General features: G+C 64.0%; 21 protein-coding genes. 9 read left to right on the top strand and 12 right to left on the bottom strand.

Annotated features, from left to right (window positions below):
- Nucleotides 1–33 precede the first annotated feature (33 nt).
- Nucleotides 34–1,098, bottom strand: coding sequence for an RluA family pseudouridine synthase (locus ACREB4_RS12545; protein WP_431588561.1), 1,065 nt, complete (start codon nucleotides 1,096–1,098; stop codon nucleotides 34–36).
- Between the two features lie 155 nt (nucleotides 1,099–1,253).
- Between ACREB4_RS12545 and ACREB4_RS12540 the strand changes: the two genes are divergently transcribed.
- Nucleotides 1,254–2,051 carry an outer membrane protein assembly factor BamD gene (locus tag ACREB4_RS12540; protein ID WP_431588603.1) on the top strand — a complete coding sequence of 266 codons (798 nt, stop codon included), beginning with the start codon at nucleotides 1,254–1,256 and terminating at the stop codon, nucleotides 2,049–2,051.
- A gap of 57 nt (nucleotides 2,052–2,108) precedes the next feature.
- Here the strand turns inward: ACREB4_RS12540 and aceK are convergent, their stop codons facing one another.
- On the bottom strand, nucleotides 2,109–3,998 hold the full coding sequence (gene aceK, locus ACREB4_RS12535; protein ID WP_431588560.1) for a bifunctional isocitrate dehydrogenase kinase/phosphatase: 1,890 nt from the start codon (nucleotides 3,996–3,998) through the stop codon (nucleotides 2,109–2,111).
- Nucleotides 3,999–4,013: 15 nt separating this feature from the next.
- Nucleotides 4,014–4,700: a carbonate dehydratase gene (can, locus tag ACREB4_RS12530; protein ID WP_431588559.1), complete on the bottom strand. Its 687-nt coding sequence runs from the start codon at nucleotides 4,698–4,700 to the stop codon at nucleotides 4,014–4,016.
- A 41-nt stretch (nucleotides 4,701–4,741) separates the two neighbouring features.
- Between can and ACREB4_RS12525 the strand changes: the two genes are divergently transcribed.
- A complete protein-coding gene (locus ACREB4_RS12525) occupies nucleotides 4,742–5,812 on the top strand; it encodes an MBL fold metallo-hydrolase (protein WP_431588558.1) in 1,071 nt (356 codons plus the stop codon).
- Nucleotides 5,813–5,829: 17 nt separating this feature from the next.
- Here the strand turns inward: ACREB4_RS12525 and ACREB4_RS12520 are convergent, their stop codons facing one another.
- The 7 genes from ACREB4_RS12520 to ACREB4_RS12490 all read right to left on the bottom strand — a co-directional run bounded on the left by ACREB4_RS12520 (nucleotide 5,830) and on the right by ACREB4_RS12490 (nucleotide 14,369).
- Nucleotides 5,830–7,077 (bottom strand): PQQ-dependent sugar dehydrogenase, encoded by a 1,248-nt coding sequence (locus tag ACREB4_RS12520; protein WP_431588557.1) that lies wholly within the window; start codon nucleotides 7,075–7,077, stop codon nucleotides 5,830–5,832.
- Between the two features lie 79 nt (nucleotides 7,078–7,156).
- Nucleotides 7,157–8,068, bottom strand: coding sequence for a M48 family metallopeptidase (locus ACREB4_RS12515; protein ID WP_431588556.1), 912 nt, complete (start codon nucleotides 8,066–8,068; stop codon nucleotides 7,157–7,159).
- Between the two features lie 21 nt (nucleotides 8,069–8,089).
- The gene (gene gmhB / locus ACREB4_RS12510) at nucleotides 8,090–8,698 is read right to left on the bottom strand and encodes a D-glycero-beta-D-manno-heptose 1,7-bisphosphate 7-phosphatase (RefSeq protein WP_431588555.1); all 609 of its coding nucleotides are present in this window, start codon (nucleotides 8,696–8,698) and stop codon (nucleotides 8,090–8,092) included.
- 17 nt (nucleotides 8,699–8,715) lie between these two features.
- Nucleotides 8,716–10,848 carry a glycine--tRNA ligase subunit beta gene (gene glyS, locus ACREB4_RS12505; protein ID WP_431588554.1) on the bottom strand — a complete coding sequence of 711 codons (2,133 nt, stop codon included), beginning with the start codon at nucleotides 10,846–10,848 and terminating at the stop codon, nucleotides 8,716–8,718.
- A gap of 2 nt (nucleotides 10,849–10,850) precedes the next feature.
- Nucleotides 10,851–11,807 carry a glycine--tRNA ligase subunit alpha gene (glyQ, locus tag ACREB4_RS12500; protein WP_431588553.1) on the bottom strand — a complete coding sequence of 319 codons (957 nt, stop codon included), beginning with the start codon at nucleotides 11,805–11,807 and terminating at the stop codon, nucleotides 10,851–10,853.
- Between the two features lie 55 nt (nucleotides 11,808–11,862).
- A complete protein-coding gene (gene lnt / locus ACREB4_RS12495) occupies nucleotides 11,863–13,464 on the bottom strand; it encodes an apolipoprotein N-acyltransferase (protein WP_431588552.1) in 1,602 nt (533 codons plus the stop codon).
- Between the two features lie 2 nt (nucleotides 13,465–13,466).
- Nucleotides 13,467–14,369: an HlyC/CorC family transporter gene (locus tag ACREB4_RS12490; protein WP_431588551.1), complete on the bottom strand. Its 903-nt coding sequence runs from the start codon at nucleotides 14,367–14,369 to the stop codon at nucleotides 13,467–13,469.
- Between the two features lie 104 nt (nucleotides 14,370–14,473).
- Here ACREB4_RS12490 and ACREB4_RS12485 point away from each other — a divergent pair, with 104 nt between their 5' ends.
- The 5 genes from ACREB4_RS12485 to hslU all read left to right on the top strand — a co-directional run bounded on the left by ACREB4_RS12485 (nucleotide 14,474) and on the right by hslU (nucleotide 20,206).
- Nucleotides 14,474–15,511: a CobW family GTP-binding protein gene (locus ACREB4_RS12485; protein ID WP_431588550.1), complete on the top strand. Its 1,038-nt coding sequence runs from the start codon at nucleotides 14,474–14,476 to the stop codon at nucleotides 15,509–15,511.
- Nucleotides 15,512–15,946: 435 nt separating this feature from the next.
- Nucleotides 15,947–16,420, top strand: coding sequence for an RNA polymerase-binding protein DksA (dksA, locus tag ACREB4_RS12480; protein ID WP_431588549.1), 474 nt, complete (start codon nucleotides 15,947–15,949; stop codon nucleotides 16,418–16,420).
- A 48-nt stretch (nucleotides 16,421–16,468) separates the two neighbouring features.
- Nucleotides 16,469–18,277 (top strand): STAS domain-containing protein, encoded by a 1,809-nt coding sequence (locus tag ACREB4_RS12475; protein WP_431588548.1) that lies wholly within the window; start codon nucleotides 16,469–16,471, stop codon nucleotides 18,275–18,277.
- 44 nt (nucleotides 18,278–18,321) lie between these two features.
- Nucleotides 18,322–18,870, top strand: a complete 549-nt coding sequence (gene hslV, locus ACREB4_RS12470) for an ATP-dependent protease subunit HslV (protein WP_431588547.1) — start codon at nucleotides 18,322–18,324, stop codon at nucleotides 18,868–18,870.
- Between the two features lie 4 nt (nucleotides 18,871–18,874).
- Nucleotides 18,875–20,206 carry an ATP-dependent protease ATPase subunit HslU gene (gene hslU / locus ACREB4_RS12465; protein WP_431588546.1) on the top strand — a complete coding sequence of 444 codons (1,332 nt, stop codon included), beginning with the start codon at nucleotides 18,875–18,877 and terminating at the stop codon, nucleotides 20,204–20,206.
- A gap of 20 nt (nucleotides 20,207–20,226) precedes the next feature.
- On the opposite strand, the gene ACREB4_RS12460 is transcribed toward hslU, so the two are convergent.
- The gene (locus tag ACREB4_RS12460; protein WP_431588545.1) at nucleotides 20,227–20,991 is read right to left on the bottom strand and encodes a type III pantothenate kinase; all 765 of its coding nucleotides are present in this window, start codon (nucleotides 20,989–20,991) and stop codon (nucleotides 20,227–20,229) included.
- 204 nt (nucleotides 20,992–21,195) lie between these two features.
- Between ACREB4_RS12460 and ACREB4_RS12455 the strand changes: the two genes are divergently transcribed.
- A complete protein-coding gene (locus ACREB4_RS12455; RefSeq protein WP_431588544.1) occupies nucleotides 21,196–21,777 on the top strand; it encodes a chalcone isomerase family protein in 582 nt (193 codons plus the stop codon).
- A gap of 71 nt (nucleotides 21,778–21,848) precedes the next feature.
- Complete coding sequence (locus tag ACREB4_RS12450) at nucleotides 21,849–22,691, top strand: HDOD domain-containing protein (RefSeq protein ID WP_431588543.1); 843 nt, start codon at nucleotides 21,849–21,851, stop codon at nucleotides 22,689–22,691.
- 16 nt (nucleotides 22,692–22,707) lie between these two features.
- Here the strand turns inward: ACREB4_RS12450 and ACREB4_RS12445 are convergent, their stop codons facing one another.
- A complete protein-coding gene (locus tag ACREB4_RS12445) occupies nucleotides 22,708–23,664 on the bottom strand; it encodes a S49 family peptidase (protein WP_431588542.1) in 957 nt (318 codons plus the stop codon).
- Nucleotides 23,665–23,671 lie beyond the last annotated feature (7 nt).

The raw sequence follows: 23,671 nt of genomic DNA, 5'->3' as shown, positions 1-23,671 counted from the left end.
TCGCCTTGGCGAAACCACCAGATTTGTGACCCATTATGCACCAGTTACAGGTTTTTGTTGGACCATTTGAAGGCGCCCCCAAGCCTGGGCCAGATCGCCGGGCAGCGAGGATTCGAAACGAAGCGCCGCCCCACTGATCGGATGGTCAAAGGCCAGCCGGTAGGCGTGCAGGGCCTGGCGGGTCAGGCCCAGCGCCGGCGCGCCGCCGTACAAGGCATCGGCCACCAGGGGATGCTTGCGACTGGCCATGTGAACCCGGATCTGGTGCGTCCGCCCGGTGTGCAAGGTGCACTCCACGGCACTGAAGGACCGGCGGATGGCTCCCTCGGGATGGTCTTCGTCCAGCACGACGCGCCCCAGGCAGCGCACATCGGTGCGAGCGGGCTTGCCCGAGGCCAGCACCGCCATCTTGATGCGCGAGGCCGGGTCCCGGCCAATGGCGACCTCGACCGAGAAGGCATCGGCCACGGCACCATGCACCAGGGCAACGTACTGGCGCTTGACCACGCGGTCGGCAATCGCCCGCGACAAAGCCGTGACCGCCTCCAGCGTTTTACCCACCACCATCAAGCCACTGGTGTCCTTGTCCAGGCGGTGCACGATGCCCGCGCGCGGCAGGTTCACAGCACCCGCGTGGTGGGCCAGCAGGCCATTCATCAAGGTGCCACTCCAATGCCCGGCGGCGGGATGGACCACCATGCCGGCGGCCTTGTCGATGATCAGCAGGTGCTCGTCCTCGAACACGATGGGCAAGTCCATGGGCTCGGCCACGAAGGCCTGGCTCTGGGCCGTGGGCCGCAACTCGACCCAGACATGCTGGCCGGCACTGACCTTGCGCGAGGGCGAATCGGCCAATTTGCCATCCACCCGAACACAGCCGGCCTCGATCAGGCCCTTGAGGTGGCTGCGCGAGAACTCATCGGCCAGGCTGACCAGCCAGGCGTCCAGGCGCTGCCCTTGCTGGGCCGCCGCGACCACCCCTTCCCGGGTGGCCACCGAGGCGGACGGCGCGGGCGCCCCCAGGGCCTCCACACCCCAATCCTCGTCCAAAGCATCGGCGTCCAAAAGCGGTTGAGGTGAAACGGGGGATCGGGACATGAAAGCTTTGCAAACGGGTGAATGAAAGGGGCGGTGCCATGCTTCTATACTGCCGGGTATTGCGCACCCTCGTGCGAGACTCTATGCGGATGCAACTCCCGCCATATACACACGTGAAACTGCTGAACAACACCTTGTGGGGCCGGTCCTCTGGCATGAAGACGCGCTTGGCCGGCGGCCTGCTCGCCGCCCTGATGGTGGCTGGCCTGGCCGGTTGCGGATCCACGCCCGAAGACGAATTCGGTGGCATGACACCCGACAAATTGTACGCAGACGCCAAGGAAGAAGCGGCTGACGGCAACTACGAGAACGCCATCAAGCGCCTGGAAAAAGTCGAGGCCCGCGCCACTGGCACCATGCTGGCGCAGCAGGCTCAACTCGACTTGGCCTACGCCTACTACAAGACCGGTGAAAAAGCCCAGGCCCTCGCCAAGCTCGAACGCTTCATCCGCCTGCACCCGACCAGCCCGGCGGTCGACTACGCCATGTACCTGCAAGGCCTGGTCAATTTCAACGACGACTTGGGACTGTTCGGCCGCGTGGCGCGCCAGGATCTGGCCGAGCGCGATCAGCAAGCCGCCCGAGACGCCTACGAATCCTTCAAGCAACTGTCGACGCGCTTCCCGACCTCCAGGTACGCCGCCGATGCCCGGCTGCGCATGAATTACATCGTCAACTCGCTGGCTTCCGGCGAGGTTCACGTGGCGCGCTACTACCTGCGCCGTGGTGCTTACCTGGCTGCGGCCAACCGCGCACAGCAGGCATTGACCGACTACCGCAGTTCGCCAGCCATCGAAGAAGCGCTGTTCATCATGGTGCGCGCCTACGATCACCTGGGCCTGATCCCGCTGAGGGATGACGCCGAGCGGGTGTTGAAGCAGAGCTTCCCCAACAGTCCCTACCTGGTGGGTGGCGTCAAGGCCGAAGACAAGCCCTGGTGGCAGCTCTGGTGAAGTGACACCGACCAGCGGCCTCGCCTGGACCTCAAGGCAGGCGGGCCGCGGTAATCCTCAATTGGCCGTGCTGCCGCCCGCGGCGAAGCCTGTCAAGCGCCCCTGGTCGTGAACCGCAGGGCCTTCGGGTGGTACATCCACCGGCTCTTCCACCGGCGCGCTTTCCGAAGACCCATGGGCTTCGGCCGCCGCCAAGTGCAACTGGTGCACGAAACGCCGCCCCCGGTCGTAGGGGAACACGTCGTGCACATAGCCGGCCTTGATGCGCTCCTTGTGCTGCTGCCAGAAATCGGCCTCCAGCAACTCGGCGTGGTGCTTCATGAAAATCGCGCGCACACGCGGATCGCCCAGCAGGAACGGTCCGAAAGTCTCGGGGAAAACATCGTGCGGGCCGACTGAATACCAAACCTCGCCCGACATTTCTTCTTCTTCGTTGCGCGGCAAGGGCACCGTGCGGAAATTGCAGTCGGTGATGTATTCGATCTCGTCGTAGTCGTAGAACACGACCTTGCCGTTGCGCGTGACGCCGAAGTTCTTCCACAGCATGTCGCCGGGAAAGATGTTGGCGGCGACCAGGTCCTTCAGTGCGTTGCCGTACTCGATGACGGCGTGCTCCAGTTGATCGCCATCGGCCTCCTGGATGTAGATGTTGAGCGGGATCATCCGCCGCTCGATGTAGAGGTGCTTGAGGATGAGCACGTCGCCCTCCTCTTCCATCACGCTGGGCGAGAAGTGCTTCAACTCGGCGATCAGCTCGTCGTCGAAGCGGTCGCGTGGGAAAGCCACGTTGGTGAACTCGAGCGAGTCGGCCATGCGGCCCACCCGGTCATGCTGCTTCACCAACAGGTATTTCGACATGATCAGGTCGCGCGTGGTTTCCTTCTGCGGCGGGAAGAAATCCTTGATCACCTTGAACACGAAGGGATACGACGGCAGGTCGAACACCAGCATGACCATGCCCTTGATGCCGGGCGCGATGCGGAACTTGTCGCTGGAATGGCGCAGGTGGAATAAAAAGTCGCGGTAGAACAGGTTCTTGCCGTGCTTCTGCAGGCCCAGGGCGCTGTAGATCTCGGCGCGCGGCTTGCGAGGCATCAGCGTGCGCAGGAACTGCACGTAGGCCGAGGGCACCTCCATGTCGACCATGAAATAGGCGCGCGCAAAGCTGAACAGGGCCAGCAGGTCGTCCTCGCCAAACAGGGCCGCGTCAATGTACAGGCGCTTCTTGGAGTTGTGCAGGATGGGGATGGCGAACGGCAAACTGCGGAAGCCGTTGATCACCTTGCCGACGATGTAGGCGCCCTTGTTCCGGAAGAAGAGCGACGACAACACCTGGATCTGGAAATTGGTGCGCAGGCGCACATTGCCGACCTGCTCCTGCAGGGCCTCGAACACAAAGCCGACGTCGCGGTTCAGGTCTTCGAAAGGCTCGTCCAGCTCGTAGCTCTGGATCACCGTCTTGAGCATGGCGCGCAGGTTCTCCCGCGTGGGGTAATAGGCGCGGAAGGTGGGCTTGGCCTTGGGGTCTTCGTCTTCGATGTATTCGGTGGACACCGCCGGCCGCACGAAGATGAAATCGTTGCGGAAATAGCGCCGGTGCAGCATCCGGATCGTGACCGAGTTGAAGAAGGTCTCGGCCAGTTCGGGCTGCTTGTGGTTGGTCAGCAGGCCAATGTAGAACAGCTTGATCTGGTGCCAGACCTCCATGGGCAGCTCGCTGGCCAGGTAGTCGTTTTCCAGGCGGGCCACGGCCTCGTTCACGCGCAGGTCGTAGAACTCGATGCGCACCCGCTGCGCCAGTTGCTGGCCGTGCCAGTCGGCCTGCTCGAAGCGCACCTTGGCGTCGGCGCTGGTCTCGCGGAAGATCTTGTAATGGCGGTCGAACCCATCGAGCATGGCCTTGGCGATTTCAAAGGCACGCGAATCGGTCAATTGCGTTGGAAGCATGGGTCTGCCTGAGATTTAAACCGCGGAGTCGGCGGCGGGTTGTGGGGCGGTGTAGCGCTTTTTCAGTTCGGACAAAGCTTCGGCATAGGCCGCCGCCAGGGCTTCGGCGTTTTCCACGCTCATGCGCATGTCCTTGATGTGGCCATCATGCAAGCCGTAGACCCACCCGTGCACCACGACCGCCTGGCCGCGCGCCCAGGCGTCCTGCACGACCGTGGTCTGGCACACGTTCAGGCTTTGCTCCAGCACATTGAGCTCGCACAGGGCGTTCAGCCGCGTCGGGCCATTTTCGGGCAATTGGTAGAGCCATTCGCGGTGCTGGTTGCGCACGTCCTGCACATGGCGCAACCAGTTGTCGGCGATGCCGACGCGCAGGTTGTCCATCGCGGCCTTGACACCACTGCAGCCATAGTGGCCCACCACGATGATGTGCTTGACCTTGAGCGAATCGATGGCGAACTGCATCACCGACAGGCAGTTCAAGTCGGAATGCACCACGACATTCGCCACATTTCGGTGCACGAACAATTCGCCGGGCAAGAGGCCCACGATTTCATTGGCTGGAACTCGGCTGTCACTGCAACCGATCCAAAGGTATTGGGGTGATTGCTGCTGCTGCAGACGGGTGAAGAAACCGGGCGTGCGGTTCTCGATGTCACGGGCCCAGGCCCGGTTTTTGTCGAACAGGGATTCAAGTGTCATGGCCCACAGTGTAGTCAGGCTTGATGGGTCACAATGGGCCGATGCAAGAGACTTCAGCCCCGACGATCGACTATCCCCTGGGCGAGACCCTGCCCGCCACCGGCCAGGCCATGGCAGTGGCGCCCGGCGTGCGCTGGATCAGGATGAAACTGCCTTTCGCGCTGGACCACATCAACCTGTGGCTGCTGCGCGATGAGCTGGATGGCCAGCCTGGCTGGACGATCATCGACTGCGGCATCGCCAACCCCGAGACGCAGGCCGCCTGGACGGACGTGTTCGCCACGCAACTGGAGGGCTTGCCGGTGCTCCGGGTCATCGTGACCCACATGCACCCGGACCACGTCGGCAACGCGCACTGGCTGACCGAGCACTGGAGCACCCCTGGGCGTCCCTGCCGACTGTGGATGAGCGCCACGGATTTTCACGCGACCCACCTCGCCAGCAAGCACGCCAACAATTTTGGCGGCGCGAAGGCGGCTGATTTTTTCGCCAGCCATGGCCTGACCGACCCGGAGTCGGTGGCAAAGATCAGGGCGAGGACCAACTACTTCAGCGCCATGGTGCCGGACATGCCTTCGGCCTTCCACCGCCTGCAGGACGGCATGACGGTGACCATTGGCGGACACCCTTGGAGCTGCCACGTGGGGCATGGCCACGCCCCGGAACACATCGCCCTGCACTGTCCGGAACTGGGCGTGCTGATTTCAGGCGACATGGTGCTGCCCCGCATCTCGACCAACGTCAGCGTGTACGACGCCGAGCCCGAGGCGAACTCGCTGACCCTGTTCCTGGCCTCGCTGGACCGCATGCGGCGCTTGCCCGAGGACACCCTGGTGCTGCCCTCGCATGGCAAGCCGTTCAAGGGCTTGCACACCCGCATCGATCAATTGCACGAACACCACCGGGACCGGCTGGCCGATGTCATCACGGCCTGCCAGCAACGGCCGACCACCGCTGCCGACCTGCTGCCCGTGCTGTTCAAGCGCCAGCTCGACCTGCACCAGACCACCTTCGCCATGGGCGAGGCGGTGGCGCACCTCCACGCCCTGTGGTACCAGGGCACGCTCACGCGCACCCTGGGGACCGACGGCATCTACCGTTTCAGCGTCTGACGCGAGCGTTCTGGCGATCAAGCCCTGCTGGCACGGCGGCGCACGGTGACCAGCACCGCCAGACCCGCCAGCATGCTGACCCAGGTCTCGGGTTCCGGCACCATGACAACCACGGTGCCGTTGATGCCCGCGATGTAGAGGCGGCCCAAGCTGTCCTCGCCGAATGTCGTCGGGCCACTCAAGCCCGTGCCACCCAGCAAGGCCGCGGTGTCGTCCCGCAGATCAAAGGGCTTGCCATCGGCGCCCATCAGGAACGAGAACACGCGGCTGGACACGAAATCGGCGAAAAAATACCGGCCGTCCGCGCCTTCGATGCTGGGGCCGCGGTAGACATACCCGCCGGTGATCGAGTTGCCCAAGCCCCCTGCCACATCCAAGTGCTCGTAGTCAAAGACCGGGTCGGTCAGGCCTGGCGCGTCGCCGCCCACACCGGGCGTCTCGACGGTGCCTTCCCGCAGGCGCCAGCCATAGTTGTGGCCACCCGGGTCGCCCGCGAGTTCGAGGTTGATTTCTTCGCGGACACCCTGTCCCACGTCGGCGATCCAGAAATTGCCGTTCTGCCGGTCAAAGCTGTTGCGCCATGGGTTGCGCACCCCGAGGGCCCAGATCTCGGCGCGGGTGGTCGAGCTGCCGACGAAAGGATTGGTCGTGGGCACGGAGTAGCCCGCGCTGCTGCCACTCACATCAAGGCGCAGCACCTTGCCCAGCAAACTGCTTCCGTTCTGCGCATTGCCGTTGGGATCATTGGCATCGCCCCCGTCGCCTGTCGCGATGTAGAGGTTCTGGTTGTCGCCGGGGCGGAACGCGATCCAGCCTGCCTTGTGGTTGCCGTAAGGCTCTTGGGTGACGGTGATGATGTTCTGCACCGAACTCACGCTGGCGACATTCGAGGACGGCGTGGCCACCGTGTAGCGCTCGACCACCGTGTTCAGCGTCGTCTTGTCGATGTAGTTGACGTAGAAGCGGCCATTGCTGGCGTAGTTGGGGTCGAACGCCAGGCCCAGCAAGCCCCTTTCACTCTCGATGTCGACCTTGCTCGACAGGTCCAGGAACGGGGTTGCCAGGGTCTGCCCGTTGGCAATGATCCGGACCACCCCGCCCTTTTCAAGGGCGAAAAGGCGGCTGTCGCCGGTGGGTGCCGTCAGGTAGACCGGCTGGCTGATGTCATTGACCACCACCTTGCCACTGAGGGCGTGCGCCCCCGACATGGCGAGCACCAGGGCCGCGGCTGCGCCCACCTTTGCCCAAACAAAGTGTCCTCTCATGAATTTTCTCCTGATCGACCCCAGCTGGTCGGCCTCGGAGATTAAGCAAGAAAATAGGACTTATCAAGAACAGGGTTTTTCAAGCCCAGTCGGGGATGACCGCGTGGCGCAACTGCTCGCGGGCGATTTCGTAGTCGGGCATGGCCGACATGACGACTTCCCAGAAACGCGGGCTGTGGTTCATTTCGCGCAGGTGGGCCAGTTCGTGCACGACCACGTAGTCGATCACAGGGTCGGCGAAGTGCATCAGGCGCCAATGCAGGCGGATGGAGCCGTCCACACTGGCGCTGCCCCAGCGCGTTCGCGCAGACGACAGGCTGATGCGCGTCACAGCCACCCCCATCAAAGGCGCGAAGTGCTTCACCCGGGCCTCGAAGCGCTGCTTGGCCTGCTTTTTCAGCCAGGACTGGAATGCCTCGCCGATCAATTCAGGTGCGGCGTCGTGGGCCAGGCCCAGCACCAGGGTGCGCTTGAGCGCGCCGGGCACGCCCGGCATCGCCTCGCTGAGGCTGAGGCCCTTGATGCGAGGATCCAGCACCAGGGTCAGCGTTTCGCCCAGGTAAGGCAGCACGGCACCGTGCCCCCACTCGATGCGCGAGGCCTTCTGCTTCAAGGCGCGCTCGCGCTGCTCGACCAGCTTGTTGCAGATCCAGCGGGATTTGGCGTGCAAGGCGGTTTCGATGTCGCCGGACGACACCCATTTCGGCGCGCGCACGCTCAGCCCTTCGGAACTGACCACCATGCCGATGCTGCGGCGGCGCACGCGCTGGAATTCATAGGCCACGATCACATCGCCCAGGCGCACTTCTCGCTCGGCCTGGGGATGGCGGAATACGGGGATCTCGGGCTGGGCGGGCGCAAGCAAGGCAGGCGATTGGACGAGGGCCGCCGAATGCGGCTCCTTGCCCGTCGCGCCATCCACCCAGGGCAAGCCCATCTGTTCACCACCCGAGGACGTCGGTGTCTCTGTCTCAGGCGTTCGGTCACTCATCTCAGTCAAACTTGTCTTTCATCAGGTCAGCTCGCCCATGTGCGTGGCCACGGGGCTGTCTTCGCCATGTGCGCGCCGGTCCCGCAAGATCAGGAAGTCGGCAAAGGACGAGAGATCGGGATGGATCGTCAGATCGGACACCTGCTGGCGCAGGTCGATCAATTCGGGTTCGGTCATGGCGGCGGCCTGGCCCGTGCGGACCAGGTGCGGCTCGCAGCCGACGGACTGGGCGGCCAGCACGTCGCGCGGCAGGTCTCCCACCATGGGCACCCCCGCCAGCGACACGCCAAAGCGCTGCCCGATCATCTTGAAGAGTCCCGGCAGGGGCTTGCGGCAGGTGCATTGATCCTCGGGGGTGTGGGGGCAGAAGAACACCGCTTCGACCCGGCCGCCATGGCGGGCCAGCAACTGGTTCATGCGCGCATGCATGGCGTTGAGCGCCACCATGTCGAACAGGCCGCGTCCGATGCCGGACTGGTTGGTGGCCACCACGACGTGCCAGCCCGCGTGATTGAGCCGGGCGATGGCTTCCAGCGCACCGGGCAGGGGCACCCACTCGTCCGCCGACTTGATGTAGTCGTCCCGCTCGTGATTGATGGTTCCGTCGCGATCGAGGATGACGAGTTTCATGCCCACTCCGAAAGGGGTCATGCAGCCAACCGGGACAGGTCGGCCACGCGATTCATGGCCAGGTGCAAGGATGCCAGCAAACCGAGGCGGTTGGTGCGCAATGCGGCATCTTCGGCGTTGACCATGACGCCGTCAAAAAAGGCATCCACCGGGGTCTTGAGCACGGCCAAGGCCTGCAGCGAGGCGGTGTAGTCTGACTCTTCGAACTTCAACCTAGCCTCGGCTTGCACCCTGGCAAGGGTTTCGAACAGCGCAACTTCAGCGACTTCTTTCAGCAAAGCGGGATCGACCTTGGCTTCGACGGTGCCATCGACCTTCTTCAGGATGTTGCCGACGCGCTTGTTGGCGGCCGCCAGCGAGGCGGCTTCCGGCAAGGCGGCGAAGGCGCGCACCGCGGCCAGGCGCTGGCCAATGTCGGCCAGGCGCTGCGGACGCAAGGCCAGCACGGCATCGACCTCTTGTGCGGTGTAGCCTTGCTCGCGCAGGCTGCCGGCCAGCCGGTCATAGATGAAGTCGGTCAGGGCCGGGGTGGCGTCCGCGATCTTGTCGCCGAACGCGGCGGCCGCCTGGCGGAGCGTGGGCTCCAGCGCCAGAGGCAGGTCGCGCTCGATCAACATGCGGATCACGCCCAGCGCGTGGCGGCGCAGGGCAAAGGGGTCCTTGTCACCGGTGGGCAATTGGCCGATGCCGAACAGGCCCACCAGGGTTTCGAGCTTGTCGGCCAGGGCCACGACCACGCCGACCAGGTCGCGGGGCAGTTCGTCGCCAGCGAAACGCGGCTTGTAGTGGTCTTCGATGGCCTGCGCCACCTGGTCACCCAGGCCATCGTGGCGGGCGTAGTAGCCGCCCATGATGCCCTGCAACTCGGGGAACTCGCCCACCATGTCGGTCAGCAGATCGACCTTGGCCAAGCGGGCCGCCGTGTCCACGTTGGCGGTCAGCGAGGCTTGGCCCAGAGTCTCGACCAGGCCCTTGGCGATCGCACGCACACGCTCGACCCGCTCGCCTTGGGTCCCCAGCTTGCCGTGGTAGACCACCTTGGACAGGCCTGGCAGGCGGGACTCCAAAGTCTTCTTGCGGTCCTGGTCGAAGAAGAACTTGGCGTCGGCCAGGCGTGGGCGCACCACGCGCTCGTTGCCGCCGACCACGGCGCTGGCGTCATCGGGGCTGATGTTGCTGACGATGAGGAACTGGTTCGTCAACTTGCCTGACGCGTCCAGCAAAGGGAAGTACTTCTGGTTGGCCTTCATCGTGAGGATGAGGCACTCCTGGGGCACCTCCAGGAAGGCTTCTTCGAAGCGGCCGATCAGCACATTGGGGCGCTCGACCAAGGCGGTCACTTCGTCCAGCAGGGCCTCGTCGTCGATGGGGCTGAGGTGGGTGCCGGCCTTGCTGGCGGCCAGCTTCAGTTGACGCGAGATCTCGTCGCGGCGGGCCTCGAAACTCGCGATCACGGCACCATCCTGCGCCAATTGCTCGGCATAGCTGTCGGCATGGCGCAGCACGATCGGGCTGACCTTGGCTTCGAAGCGATGCCCCTGGGTTTGCTGGCCGGAGACCAGGCCCAGCGCGCTGACAGGGACGATCTGGTCGCCATGCAAGGCCACCAGGCCATGGGCCGGTCGCACGAAGTTGACGCTGGTCCAGCCGGGCTGGAAGTCGGCACCGGGGCCTTGTTCCAACTGGTAATTCATGACTTTGGGGATGGGCAGCTTGGCCAGGGTCTCGTCCAGGGCTTTTTGAAGGCCTTCGCTCAAGGTGGCGCCAGCTTTGACGCTGTCGAAGAACAAGGCTTCGGCCTTGCCATCGGGCAGCCGCTTCAAGCCAGCCACGGCGTCGGGGCCAGCGCCGAGCGCCGAGAGCCGCTTCAGCAAGGCTGGCGTGGCCTGGCCTTCCGCGTTCAAGCCCACGCTGACGGGCATCAGCTTCTGCTGCACGGCCTGGTCGGCAGCCTTGGACAGCACCTTGGTCACATGCACCGCCAGACGACGTGGCGAGGCGAAGGCCGTGGCCACCGAATCGTTGCCTGCCAAGCCTTGCGATGTCAGGCTGTCGACCAGCACCTGGGCAAAGGACTCTCCCAGCTTCTTGAGCGCCTTGGGCGGCAGCTCTTCAACGAACAATTCAACGAGCAGGTTGGAAGCGCTCATGCTCAGGCGGCTTTCTTTTCGAGTTGTGCGAGAACCTCTTCAGCCCAGGCGCGCGGCGCCATGGGGAAGCCCAGTCGGGCGCGGCTGTCCAGGTAGGCCTGGGCCACGCTGCGGGCGAGGTTGCGGATGCGGCCGATGTAGGCGGCACGTTCGGTCACCGAGATGGCGCCACGCGCATCCAGCAGGTTGAAGCTGTGCGCAGCCTTGAGCACCTGCTCATAGGCCGGCAAGGCCAGGTGTTGTTCGATCAGGTACTTGGCTTGCGTCTCGTAGTTGGTGAAGGCGCCCAACAGGAACTCGACGTTGCTGTGTTCGAAGTTGTAGGTGGACTGCTCGACCTCGTTCTGGTGGAACACGTCGCCATACTTCAAGGTGCGCTGCACCTTCTGACCATCGGCACCGGTCTCTTCCCAACTCGTCCAGACCAGGTCATAGACATTTTCGACGCCTTGCAGGTACATGGCCAGGCGTTCCAGGCCATAGGTGATCTCACCGGTCAGGGGCTTGCAATCGATGCCGCCCACTTGCTGGAAGTAGGTGAACTGCGTCACCTCCATGCCATTGAGCCAGACCTCCCAGCCCAGGCCCCAGGCGCCCAAGGTCGGATTTTCCCAATCGTCTTCGACGAAGCGGACGTCGTTTTTCTTGAGGTCGAAGCCCACGGCTTCCAGCGAGCCCAGATACAGCTCGAGGATGTTGCTTGGCGCGGGCTTGAGCACCACCTGGAATTGGTAGTAATGCTGCAGGCGGTTGGGGTTCTCGCCGAAACGGCCATCCTTGGGCCGGCGGCTGGGCTGCACATAGGCGGCACGCCAGGGCTCCGGGCCCAGCGCGCGCAGGAAGGTCGCGGTGTGGCTGGTGCCCGCGCCCACTTCCATGTCATAAGGTTGCAGCAAGGCGCAGCCCTGGGCGTCCCAGTAGCTTTGAAGGCGCAAGATCAGTTGCTGGAAGGTCAGCATGGCTAATTTCAGGGTGGGTGGGATGAGCGTCAAGCAATGACGCGAAGGCCCGATTCTAAAGACTCGCGGAAGAACCCCGCGAACGACGCTTCAAGGTCATCACCGCGATGACCGCCAAGGCCACCAGCGGCCACAGGTCAAAGCGCCCTGCCCACTCGGCATATGGCGTGTTGCCGACGCGGCCCTGCACCGATGTCACCAAGGCGCCGCGCGTGTTGGTGGGCTGCGACGCGACCACCTTGCCTTGGTGATCGATCACGACCGTGGCCCCGGTGTTGGTGGCCCGGATGGTGGGCAACTGGAACTCCAGCGAGCGCATCCGCGCGATCTGCAAATGCTGGTAGATCGCCACCGTGTCGCCGAACCAGGCCAGGTTGCTGACGTTGGCGAACAGCGTCGGCGCGGGCTGCCCAGGCTGAACGAACCGCCGGGCCAGCTCTTCACCGAACAAGTCTTCGTAGCAGATGGTGGGCGCCACCCATTGGTCCTTGACACCGAAGGAAGGCGCCGCGCGTGGTCCGCGGGTGAAGTCACCCAGGGGCATGTTCATCATCTGCACGAACCAGTGGAAGCCCAAGGGGATGAACTCTCCGAAAGGGACCAGGTGGTGCTTGTTGTAGCGGTAGAAGCCATCCGGCAAGGCCTTGGTGGCCGAGGACAGGCCCACCACGGAGTTGGTGTAACCAGCATCAAAATCGCCCAGAGGCACACCGATCAGGGCAGCCCGGGAACCCGACTGGAAGGGGCTGGTCAGATCGGCCCAATAGCCTTCGGGCAACTGCAGGGGCAACAAGGGAATCGCCGTTTCGGGCGCCACCACGAGGTCGGTTCGGGCGGCCGCCAATTGCCTGGCGTGCCAGATCAACTGGTCGCGCAAATGCGACTGGGCAAATTTTTCGTCCTGGGGAATGTTGCCCTGCAGCAAGGTCACCGACAAAGGCGCGCCATGCGTCCGCGTGAAGACATTGTTCGGGGATCCTGACAACCAGGTGGCGCCGGCCACGAGGCCCGCCGCCGCAGCCAACGCGGTGCGCCAGGACCGCGGCTGGAAGCACGACAACACCAGCCAGGACACGGCCAGCGTCAGAACCGCCCCCAAGGCATAGACGCCAATCCAGGGCGCCAGCGCCGCCAGCGGTGAATCCACCAGCGCGTAGCCACTGGCGGCCCAAGGAAATCCGGTGAAGATGAAACCCCGGGCCCATTCGGCCAGGAACCACAAGGCCGCCAACAGCACACTGTCGGCCAGGGGAGTACCCCGCCGCCACCGTACCCAGCCCGCAGCCACCAACGCCATGAAACCCGACAGGGCCGCGCACAGCAGCAACACCGCCAGGCCGGCGAGCCAGGCTGGCAAGCCGCCAAAGCGGTGCAGGCTGACGAACATCCAGCCCGTGCCGCTCACCAGCCAGACCGTGCCGAACAGAACGCCACACTGGGCGGCCACGGAAGCCGACCGCAGCCGACGAAGAAGGCCCACGAAGCCGGCCACGGCCAATGACAGCAGCACGGCCGGCCAGCCACGCCCCAGGTCAGCGACCCATGGCGAAAACGCCCCGGCCAGCAAAGCCCCTGCCAGCATCGACGCCAGCCAGGCCCACCCCATGGGCAAACCGCCCGGCTCGGAGGACCGGGCACCACCCAAGGTCGCCTCCATCCTCAGGACGCGCTCATCTCAAGCGAATCGGGCGCACGCGTGACCTTGAACCAGCGCACCGCACCGCCTCGCGCCAGCATGACCGAAAACCTCAGGCCCGCCACCTCGACCGCCTCGCCGCGACGGGGAACCCGACCCAGTTCATGGGCCACGAAGCCCCCGATGGTGTCGAAATCGTCCATGGGCAGGTGGATGCCGAAGGCCTCGTTCACGGCCTCGATGTCGGCGTCCCCGGCCACGCGCTGGCTGCCATCGGCCAGGGTGAAGATGCCGTTGTCGCTTTCGCCCACGTCGAATTCATCTTCGATCTCGCCGACGATTTCTTCCAGCACGTCCTCGATGGTGATCAGGCCAGCGGTTTTGCCGAACTCGTCGATCACGATGGCCATGTGGCTGCGGTTGGCGCGGAAATCCCGCAACAGTTCGTTGAGCCCCTTGGACTCCGGCACGAACACCGGCGGGCGCAGCAAGGTGCGCAGATTGAGTTCGGGGGCGCGCTGCAGTTTCAGCAGGTCCTTGGTCATCAGAATGCCAATGATGTTTTCCCGGCTGTCGTCGAACACCGGGAAACGCGAATGCCCGGCGTCGATGACCTGGTGCAGCAATTCTTCGTAAGGCGCGTTGATGTCCAACAGATCCATGCGCTTGACCGCCACCATCACGTCGCCGGCGGACATGCCCGCCATGCGGATCACACCCTCCAGCATCACCCGAGATTCGGGCTCGATCAGCTCGCGCTGCTCCGCCGTGGCCAGGGATTCGATCAATTCGTCGGTGGAGTCGGGCCCGGGCGCGATGAATTCGACCAGACGCTCGAAGAGGCTGCGGCGCTCTCTGTCGTGGTCATGGGGCACGAGGGAAGATTTGTCGGCCTTGGAAGACCGGCTCTGGGAAGGTTCGGACACGGCAGGGGTGTCTTGGTGGCGATGTTGCAAGAATACCCGATGAAGATGGCGATTGTGCAACCCCACACCTTCAAAGCCTGGGCGGCCGGGGCTACACTCTCTGGATGAGCTTGATACCAGTCACCATCCTTACGGGTTTCTTGGGCAGCGGTAAAACCACCCTGCTCAAGCGCGTCCTGACCGAAGCACACGGCCAGAAGATCGCCGTCATCGAAAACGAATTCGGTGAAGAAAACATCGACAACGACATCCTGGTGGCCGACACCAAGGAGCAGATCATCCAGATGAACAATGGCTGCATCTGCTGCACCATCCGGGAAGACCTGCGCGCCACCCTGACCGACCTCGCCGCCAAGAAGCGCGACGGCAGCCTGAAGTTCGACCGTGTGGTCATCGAGACCACCGGCCTGGCCGACCCAGGCCCCGTCGCCCAGACCTTCTTCATGGACGACGAGATCGCCGAGATTTACCTGCTGGACGCCATCGTCACCCTCGTGGACGCCAAACATGGCCAGACCCAGCTCGACCAGCGCCAGGAAGCCCAGCGACAGGTGGGTTTCGCCGACCAGATCTTCATCAGCAAGACCGACCTCGTCTCCGCCCCCGAGGCCGATGACCTGGCCCACCGCCTCAAGCACATCAACCCCCGCGCACCCCAGCAACGGGTGCATTTCGGCGAGGTCCCCCTGGGCAATGTGTTCGACCTGCGCGGCTTCAACCTGAACGCCAAGCTGGAAATCGACCCCAGCTTCCTGACGAACGACGCCCACGACCACGATCACCACCATGATCATGACCACGTGCACGACGAGCACTGCAACCACCCGCACCACCACAAGCACGACGACGATGTGAAATCCTTCGTCTTCAAGTCCACCCGCCCGTTCAACCCCAGCAAGCTGGAAGATTTCCTCGGGTCCATGGTGCAGATTTATGGGCCGCGCATGCTGCGCTATAAAGGCGTCTTGAATGTCGTGGGCATGGACCGCAAGGTGATTTTCCAGGGTGTTCACCAGTTGATGGGCAGCGACGTCGGCCCGAAATGGTCACCCGGAGAAGACAAAACCAGCAAAATGGTCTTCATCGGCATCGACCTGCCCCAAGACCTGTTCCGCACAGGCCTCGAACAGTGTCTGGCATGAAGGGTGGGCAGGGCCGAGGGATAGTCTGGTGAAGTTGAGCTAGGAGCCTCGTTACAATCCGCGCGCCTTCATTCTTGCCCTGATTGCCAAAAGCAGCACAACCAAGGCGATGGAGCTCACAGCTGGCCATGCGTCTCTTAGGAGGATCCCGTGACGAAAGCAACTGACAAGCCCTCGACCAAATCGAGCGCTGCCGCCCCCGCCAAAACGGCCAAGGCGGTCAAGGACACGCCGGTCAAAACCGCCGCCGCCAGCAAGCCCGTCGCCGCCAAGAAAGAACCTTCAGCCCCCAAGAAGACCAGCACGGCGGCCACTGCCCCATCGGCCCCACCGTCTACCACCGCTCAAGCTTCTCCCAAAGCAGCCGAAGCTGCCGTATCGGCCAAAATTCCGGCCCCGGCAAGATCACCGTCCAAAATCAGTACCCCAGATCACATGCCTACTACCGCAACCAAGGTTGACGCCAAACTCGCCAACGCGTGGAAAACCAAAGCCGGCCGGGACCTCTCCGAGCCCGAGCTGATGGCCATGCCCGAGAGCGAGTACATGAATGAAAAGCAGTTGGACTTCTTCCGCGGTCGCCTGACCGTGCTGAAGGACGACCTGCTGTCCAACGCCGGCGAGACCACCGAGCACCTGCGTGAAGACACCTCCATCGTCCCCGATCCGGCCGACCGCGCCACGATCGAGGAAGAGCACGCCCTTGAATTGCGCACCCGCGACCGCGAACGCAAGCTGCTCAAGAAGATTTCCCAGGCCCTGACCCGCCTGGATTCCGGCGAATACGGCTACTGCGACGAAACCGGCGAGCCCATCGGCCTGGGTCGGCTGATCGCCCGCCCCACCGCCACCCTGTCGCTGGAGGCCCAGCAGCGCCGGGAACTCAAGCAAAAGATGTTCGGGGACTGAGCTGCTGTTGCGCACCCTACCCTCTATGCCTCATCACGGCCTGCGATCATGAGCAAGGACTCCGGCGGTTTTTTGCGCAAGGTGGCCCGCTTCGTCGCCAATCCAACCACGGATTGGACGCAGCTGGACGCCCCGACGGCCGGGTCCCCTGAAAGTGAATACGCCAAGACCGAAATCAAGGCGATGATCGAGCGCAAGCGGCGCAACGACTTCGTGCGCAAGCGCGAACTCGACATGCTGCGCAAGATCCGCCGTGAGGGCCTCAGCCAGGACAATGCCCTCGCCCTGTCCGGCGCCTCCAACCTCGACTCCGAATCGCGCCCGCACAGTGGCCCCAAATCGGACATCGCGGTCAAAGCCAAGATCGATGCCATCGAGCAGCAAATGGTCGGCGACCAGAACGCCGCCCGGCAAGCGGCCCAGGCAGCGCCCGTGGCACAGCGCCCACCACCCTTGCCGTTGGATGCGGCGGCAGCTTATGCGCCCACGGCACCCAATCCCCTGGGCAAACCGGAAACTAAGGCGGCGCATGCCCGCCCCGAGTTGAGCGCGCTGGATTTCGATCCCCCTGAAATTTCGCAAGCGGTCTTCGATTCCGCCCGGGCGAACCAGCCGCGCATGAGTGGCTCCCCGCCGCCGCCCATGCTCCACGATTCGCTGTCACCCGCTGGTTTTTCCACGGACGGTGGCGTCGACATCACTGAAATGGAGCACGACCCCGAGCTCGACGAAGCTGTGATCGCCTTTGCGAACGCCGATTTCGACGAGTGCGAACGCGCCTTGCTGGCCCTCATTGCACCAGGCGGATCACGCCACCAGCAATCCGAAACGTGGATGGCGGTGTTCGACCTGTACCGGGCGTTGGACCTGCCCCAGAAGTTCGACCAATTGGCCACCGCGTTTGCCCACCAGTTCGGGCTGTCAGCCCCCCATTGGTATTCGCTCCCGCAACGTGTGAAAGCCTTTGTGCTGATCAGCGAGCAGCAAGCCGCCCAGGCCGCGCGGGAAGAAGCCCCTGAGGAAGACGGCCCAGCCACCGAGCCCGGTCAAGAAAGCACGCCGCAACAGGCCAGCGCCCTGGCAGGCTGGGTGTCGCCCGCGGTGATCGACTCCGAAGCCGTGGCACAACTGCGCTATGAAATCCTGCAGTTACCCCGGCCATGGACCATGGACTGGAGCAGCGTCGAAAAAGTGGCCCCCGAAGGCGCCGCCCAACTCAGCCAGTTGATGAAGTCCTGGGCGAAAGAGCCCATCGGCATGGCGTGGATCGGTGTCGATCAGTTGCTCACCATCCTCTCGGAGAACGCCCCATCCGGCGCCCGCGACGTGGACCCCGCCTACTGGATGCTGCGCCTGGACACCTTGCGCCTGTGCAACCGGCCTGACCAGTTCGACGAGGTCGCGATCGAGTATTGCGTGACCTACGAGCTGTCGCCACCGTCCTGGGAGCCCTCGGCCTGCCAGGTTCGCCACATGCGCGATGGCCTCACGCCCCACACCATGACGCTGTCGCACGTCAGCGACGTGACCACCAGCTTTGTCGAATCCCAGCTGCACGACGACATCGAGTTCGTGCAGGTGGCCGCCTTGAACCTGTCCGGGCAATTGATCGGCGACATCAGCGAGACCCTGCGCAAGCTGGACAACCAGCTAGGCGCGAGCATCACGCTCGACATCGATTGCGAACACCTGCTGCGGGTGGATTTCATCGCGGCTGGCGACCTGCTGAACTGGGTGCTCGCACGCCGAGCTGAAGACCGTGAGGTCACCTTCGTCAAGCCTCACCGGCTCGTGGCGCTGTTCTTTGGCGCCATGGGAATCAATGAGCACGCCAAGGTCAAGCTGCAGCTGATCTAATGCCCCAGCCCCTCCAGGGCCCGGACGCTTACTTGAAGAATTCCATGGACTCCTATCACGGCACCACCATCGTCAGCGTGCGCCGTCAAACCCCGTCTGGTTGGCAAGTCGCCATCGGGGGCGACGGCCAAGTCACGCTGGGACACATCATCGTCAAGGCCTCGGCACGCAAGGTGCGCAAGCTCTACCGCGACCAGGTGCTCGCAGGTTTCGCGGGCGCCACGGCCGACGCCTTCACCTTGTTCGAGCGCTTCGAATCCAAGCTGGAAAAGCACCAAGGTCACCTGGCACGCGCGGCCGTGGAGCTGACCCGCGACTGGCGCACCGACCGCGTGCTGCGCCGCCTGGAAGCCATGCTGGCCGTGGCCGACCGAGAGTCATCGCTGATCATCACCGGCAACGGCGACGTGCTCGAGCCCGAACACGGCATCGTGGCCATTGGCTCAGGTGGCGCCTATGCCCAGGCGGCGGCCCGCGCCCTGGTCGCCCACACCGAGTTGAGCGCCTCCGACGTGGTCAAGAAATCCCTGGAAATCGCGGGCGACATCTGCATCTACACCAACCAGAGCCACACCATTGAAACCCTTGGATGACGCCATGAGCGCCATGACCCCACAAGACATCGTCCACGAACTCGACCGCCACATCGTCGGCCAGAAAGAGGCCAAGCGTGCCGTGGCCATCGCGCTTCGCAACCGCTGGCGCCGCCAGCAGGTGGAAGGCGGCATGCGCGCCGAGATCACGCCCAAGAACATCCTCATGATCGGCCCGACCGGCGTGGGCAAGACCGAGATCGCGCGCCGCCTGGCCAAGCTGGCCGATGCGCCATTCATCAAGGTCGAAGCCACCAAGTTCACCGAGGTGGGTTACGTGGGCAAGGACGTCGACACCATCATCCGCGACCTCGTGGAGTTCGCCGTCAAGCAGGAACGCGCGCTGCAGATGCAGTCGCAGCGGGTGCGCGCCGAAGACGCCGCCGAAGACCGCATCCTGGACGTGCTGGTGCCACCACCCCGCTCCGAGTTCGGCATTTCCGCACCGCCGCCGGACAACACCGCCCGCCAGGTCATGCGCAAGCGCCTGCGCGAAGGCTCGCTCGACGACCGCGAGATCGAGGTCGAACTGGTCGACCAGAAAACACCCGCGCTCGAGATCATGGGACCGGCCGGCATGGAAGAGATGGCCGAGCAGCTGCGCGGCATGTTCGCGCAGGCCGGTGGCCAACGCAAGAAATCGCGCAAGGTGACCGTGGCCGAGGCCCGCGTTCAGTTGATCGAGGAAGAAGCGGCCAAACTGGTCAACGACGATGACATCAAGACGCGCGCACTCGAACGGGCCGAACAAAACGGCATCGTCTTCATCGATGAGATCGACAAGGTGGCCAGCCGCTCGGAGGGCCATGGCGCCGAGGTGTCGCGGCAGGGTGTGCAGCGCGACCTGCTGCCCCTGGTCGAAGGCACCACCGTCAACACCAAGTACGGCATGGTCAAGACCGACCACATCCTGTTCATCGCGTCGGGTGCCTTCCACCTGAGCAAACCCAGCGACCTGATCCCGGAACTGCAGGGCCGTTTTCCGATCCGCGTGGAGTTGTCGTCCCTGTCGGTCGATGACTTCGAGGCCATCCTCACCCAACCCAGTGCCAGCCTGATCAAGCAGTATCAAGCCCTGCTGGCGGCCGAGGACCTCACGCTGGAATTCACGCCGGACAGCATCCGCCGGCTGGCGCAGATTGCCCACGACGTGAATGAGCGCACCGAGAACATCGGCGCGCGCCGCCTGGCCACGGTGATGGAGCGCCTGCTGGACGAGATCTCTTTCGATGCGCCGGCCCTGGCCGGCCAGACCCGAACCATCGACGCGGCCCAGGTCGATGCCCGCCTTGGCGAGCTGTCGCGCAACGAAGACCTGTCGCGGTTCATCCTGTGAGCCGCGTCAAAGCCTGATCGTCAGGCCTGGGCGGCCAAGGCCAGCAGGCCTTCGAAGATCAGGTTTTCCACCACCTGGGCGGGCAACTCGGTCACGTGCGACAGGCGGGACACGGCTCCGCCCGACATGACCAGCAAGGGCGCCTGCCCGGTGTGCTGGCGCAGGCGCCGCAGGCTGCGCTCGATGGCCCCGGCGATGGCATCAGTGCCGCCGCTCATCAGGGCATCGCTGGTGTTGGTCGGGAAGTCGTGGACCTCACCCGTGGGCACTTTCAAGCCCGCCGTGCCGCTTTCAAGCGCGCGGTACATCAAGCCGAAGCCTGGCAGGATCAGGCCACCCAGAAAGCGCCCCTGCACGTCCACGGCGTCCACCGTGACCGCCGTGCCCACCATCACCGCAAGAACGGGTGGCGGCGCAGTTGACGAGGCGCTCAAGGCACGCTGCCGCGCCCCGATGATGGCCGCCCAGCGGTCAGCCCCCAGGCGCGCAGGGTGCTCGTAGCCATTGACCACGCCCGAAGCACGCGTGGAAGACACCACCCACCGGGGTTTCACGCCCCAATTGGCCAGTTGCTCCTCGACACGCCGCTTGATCGCGTCGCCGGCCACCACGCAGCCCAGCATCGCCTCGGGGGCGGCGAAGCTCTGCCACTCCTGCACCCAGAGGTGGTCGATGTCTTCGAGGACCACTGCGCCATGCGCCTGAAGGTCAGCGCCGGACGTGCCTTGCGAATACAAACCCCACTTGAGCCGGGTGTTGCCAATATCGATGACCAGAAACGACATGCATCTATCTCGCGAACAAACCAACCGAACGATGAGGTGAGGCCCGATTCTGCCTGCAGGATGCGGCCTCGACCGTTGCTGCAACGCAGCACCGCATCACCAAATGCATGGCAGACACACATTCGAAGTCATAGTCTTGCTACAAGGGCACCTTCAATGGGGCAGGCACGCCAAATGCCCTTCAAGCAGCATCAGGAGAAACCAATGAAGCAATTTGCACGCGCATGGCTGCTGGCCGCAGCCGCCACCCTCGCCCTTCCGGCCCTGGCCGCCACCGAGGTCAAGGGGGTCAAGTTCCCCGACACCTACCAGATCGGCAGCCAGACGCTGCAACTCAATGGTGCCGGGGTCCGCGTCAAGGTGATCGTTGATGTCTACGCGGCCGGCCTCTACGTGGTCAAGCCCGATGCCAATGCCACGACGCTGGTGGGCCAGGCAGGCCCCAAAAGCATGGAAATCGTCTTGTTGCGCGACTTGACCGGCGAGGACTTCGCCGAGGCCACGGTCAAGGGTTTCAAGGCCAACAACAGTGCCGCCGACCAGGCCAAGTTCCAAGCCAAGCTCGACGAGATCAAGGCCATGATGGTGAACTTCGGCGAGGTGAAAAAAGGCACGGTCATCCACATCGACTTTGTGCCAGGAGAAGGCACCCATGTGCTCGTCGATGGCAAAAAGAAGGGTCCCGAGATCACCGGCGACGACTTCCAACAGGCCGTCCTGCGCATCTGGCTGGGCAACAAACCCGTGGACAATGACCTGAAACACGCGTTGCTGGGCGGCAAATGAGTTGATACGTCTTGAAACATTCAGGCGGAATGTCGATAAGCTGACATCTGCATCCAACAGGCAGACCCATCATGATCGACCAACCCTTGCCCACGCTCGATGACTGGGTTGCGGTGTTCACCAACGCTGCGATCCCCATCTTGCCGGCCTCCGTCGCCGAGTTGGCCGAGATGCGCCTGATGGAAGAAACCCGGGGCAATGTCGATGCGCACATGCTGTCGCAGAACCTCGGCGGCGATCCCCTGATGACGCTCAAGGTGCTGATGCAGGTGTCGCAGGACTGCCACCGGCGTCATGTCAACTCGCCGGAAACGCTCACCTCGGCCATCCTGATGCAGGGCATCGGCCCTTTCTTCCGCGCCAATGAATCGGTGATCTCGGTCATGGAGTGGCTGAAGGACCATCCTGACGCGCTCAGCGGCTTGCTCAAGGTCATCAAGCGGGCCCGCCGGGCGGCCCACCTGGCCATCAGCTTTGCCAGCCACCGGCAGGACGAAGACGCCGACATGATCCAGGAGGCAGCCCTGCTGCACGATTTCGCCGAGATGCTGCTGTGGTGCCACGCGCCCGCCCTGGCCTTGACCATGGCTCAACGCCAGAAAGCCGACCACACGCTGCGCTCGGCCGATGTTCAGCAGGAGGTGCTCGGCGTGGAACTGGCCGACCTGGCCCACGCCTTGATGGAAGCCTGGCAACTGCCCGAGTTGCTCATCAAGAACACCGACGACCGCCACGCGGACCACCCCCGTGTGAAGACGGTGCTGCTGGCCGTTCGCATCGCGCGCCACACCCAGTATGGTTGGGACGACCCGCACGCCCAGGCCGCCCTGCCCGACGACATCGCCGACGTCGCTCAGTTGCTGACGTTGTCGGAAGAATCAGCGCGCCGCAAGATCATGGAAATCGACACCTGAGCCGCCCCAACGGGCCTCAGCGGATCGACACCGAGCTTCGCATGGCGTGCACCACGCCACCGCCCAAAGCCGCGCCAAAGCGCTTGGCCAGGCGTTCCGCCAGGTTTTCCTTCAGCGTGTAGTCGATGATGTCTTCGGCCTTGATGACATCACGGGCCAGGATGTCCAGGCTGCCCAGGTGATCGGCCAGGCCCAGCTTCACGGCCTCTTGCCCGTTCCAGAACAAGCCCGAGAAAGTCTCGGGTGTTTCCTGCAGGCGCTTGCCGCGTCCCTGGCGCACCACCGCGATGAACTGCTGGTGGATCTGGTCGAGCATGGCTTGTGCAAAGGCCTCGTGCTGCGGGTTGCGCGCCGAATAAGGATCGAGCATGCCCTTGTTGGCGCCCGCGGTCAGCAGGCGGCGCTCCACGCCCGCCTTGTCCATGATGCCCACGAAACCGAAGCCATCCATCAACACGCCGATGGAGCCGACCATGGAAGCCTTGTCCACGTAGATCTCGTCGGCCCCCACGGCGATGTAGTAGGCGGCCGAGGCGCACATCTCTTCGCACACGGCATAGACCTTCTTCTTGTGCAAGGCCTTCAGGCGGCGGATCTCGTCGTTGACCAGACCGGCCTGGACCGGACTGCCCCCGGGCGAATTGAGGCGGATGACCACGGCCTGGGCGCCAGAGTCCTCGAAGGCGCTGCGCAAAGCGGTGGTCAGGTTGTCGGCGTTGGCGTCGGTGTCGCCACCGATTTCGCCACGCACCTCGACCAGGGCCGTGTGGGGTGCCGATGGGGCCGAGGACGAAGGCATGTTGTGCGCCGTGCCCCACACCACGCAGATCGCGATCAGGACCCACACCGTGCGCCAGAACCAGCGCCAGCGTTGCTCGCGGCGTTGCTGCCGCAAATAGGCCCGGGCGAACTCCTCCAGCATGCCCTGCTGGGCGGCAGCGACGGAAGACGAAGACGGATCGGCTGCGCTCATGGGCAAG

The sequence above is a fragment of the Aquabacterium sp. genome (assembly GCF_050725395.1).
In the GTDB taxonomy this organism is placed as follows: Bacteria; Pseudomonadota; Gammaproteobacteria; order Burkholderiales; family Burkholderiaceae_C; genus Aquabacterium.
This window is presented reverse-complemented; position numbering and strand designations above follow the sequence as displayed.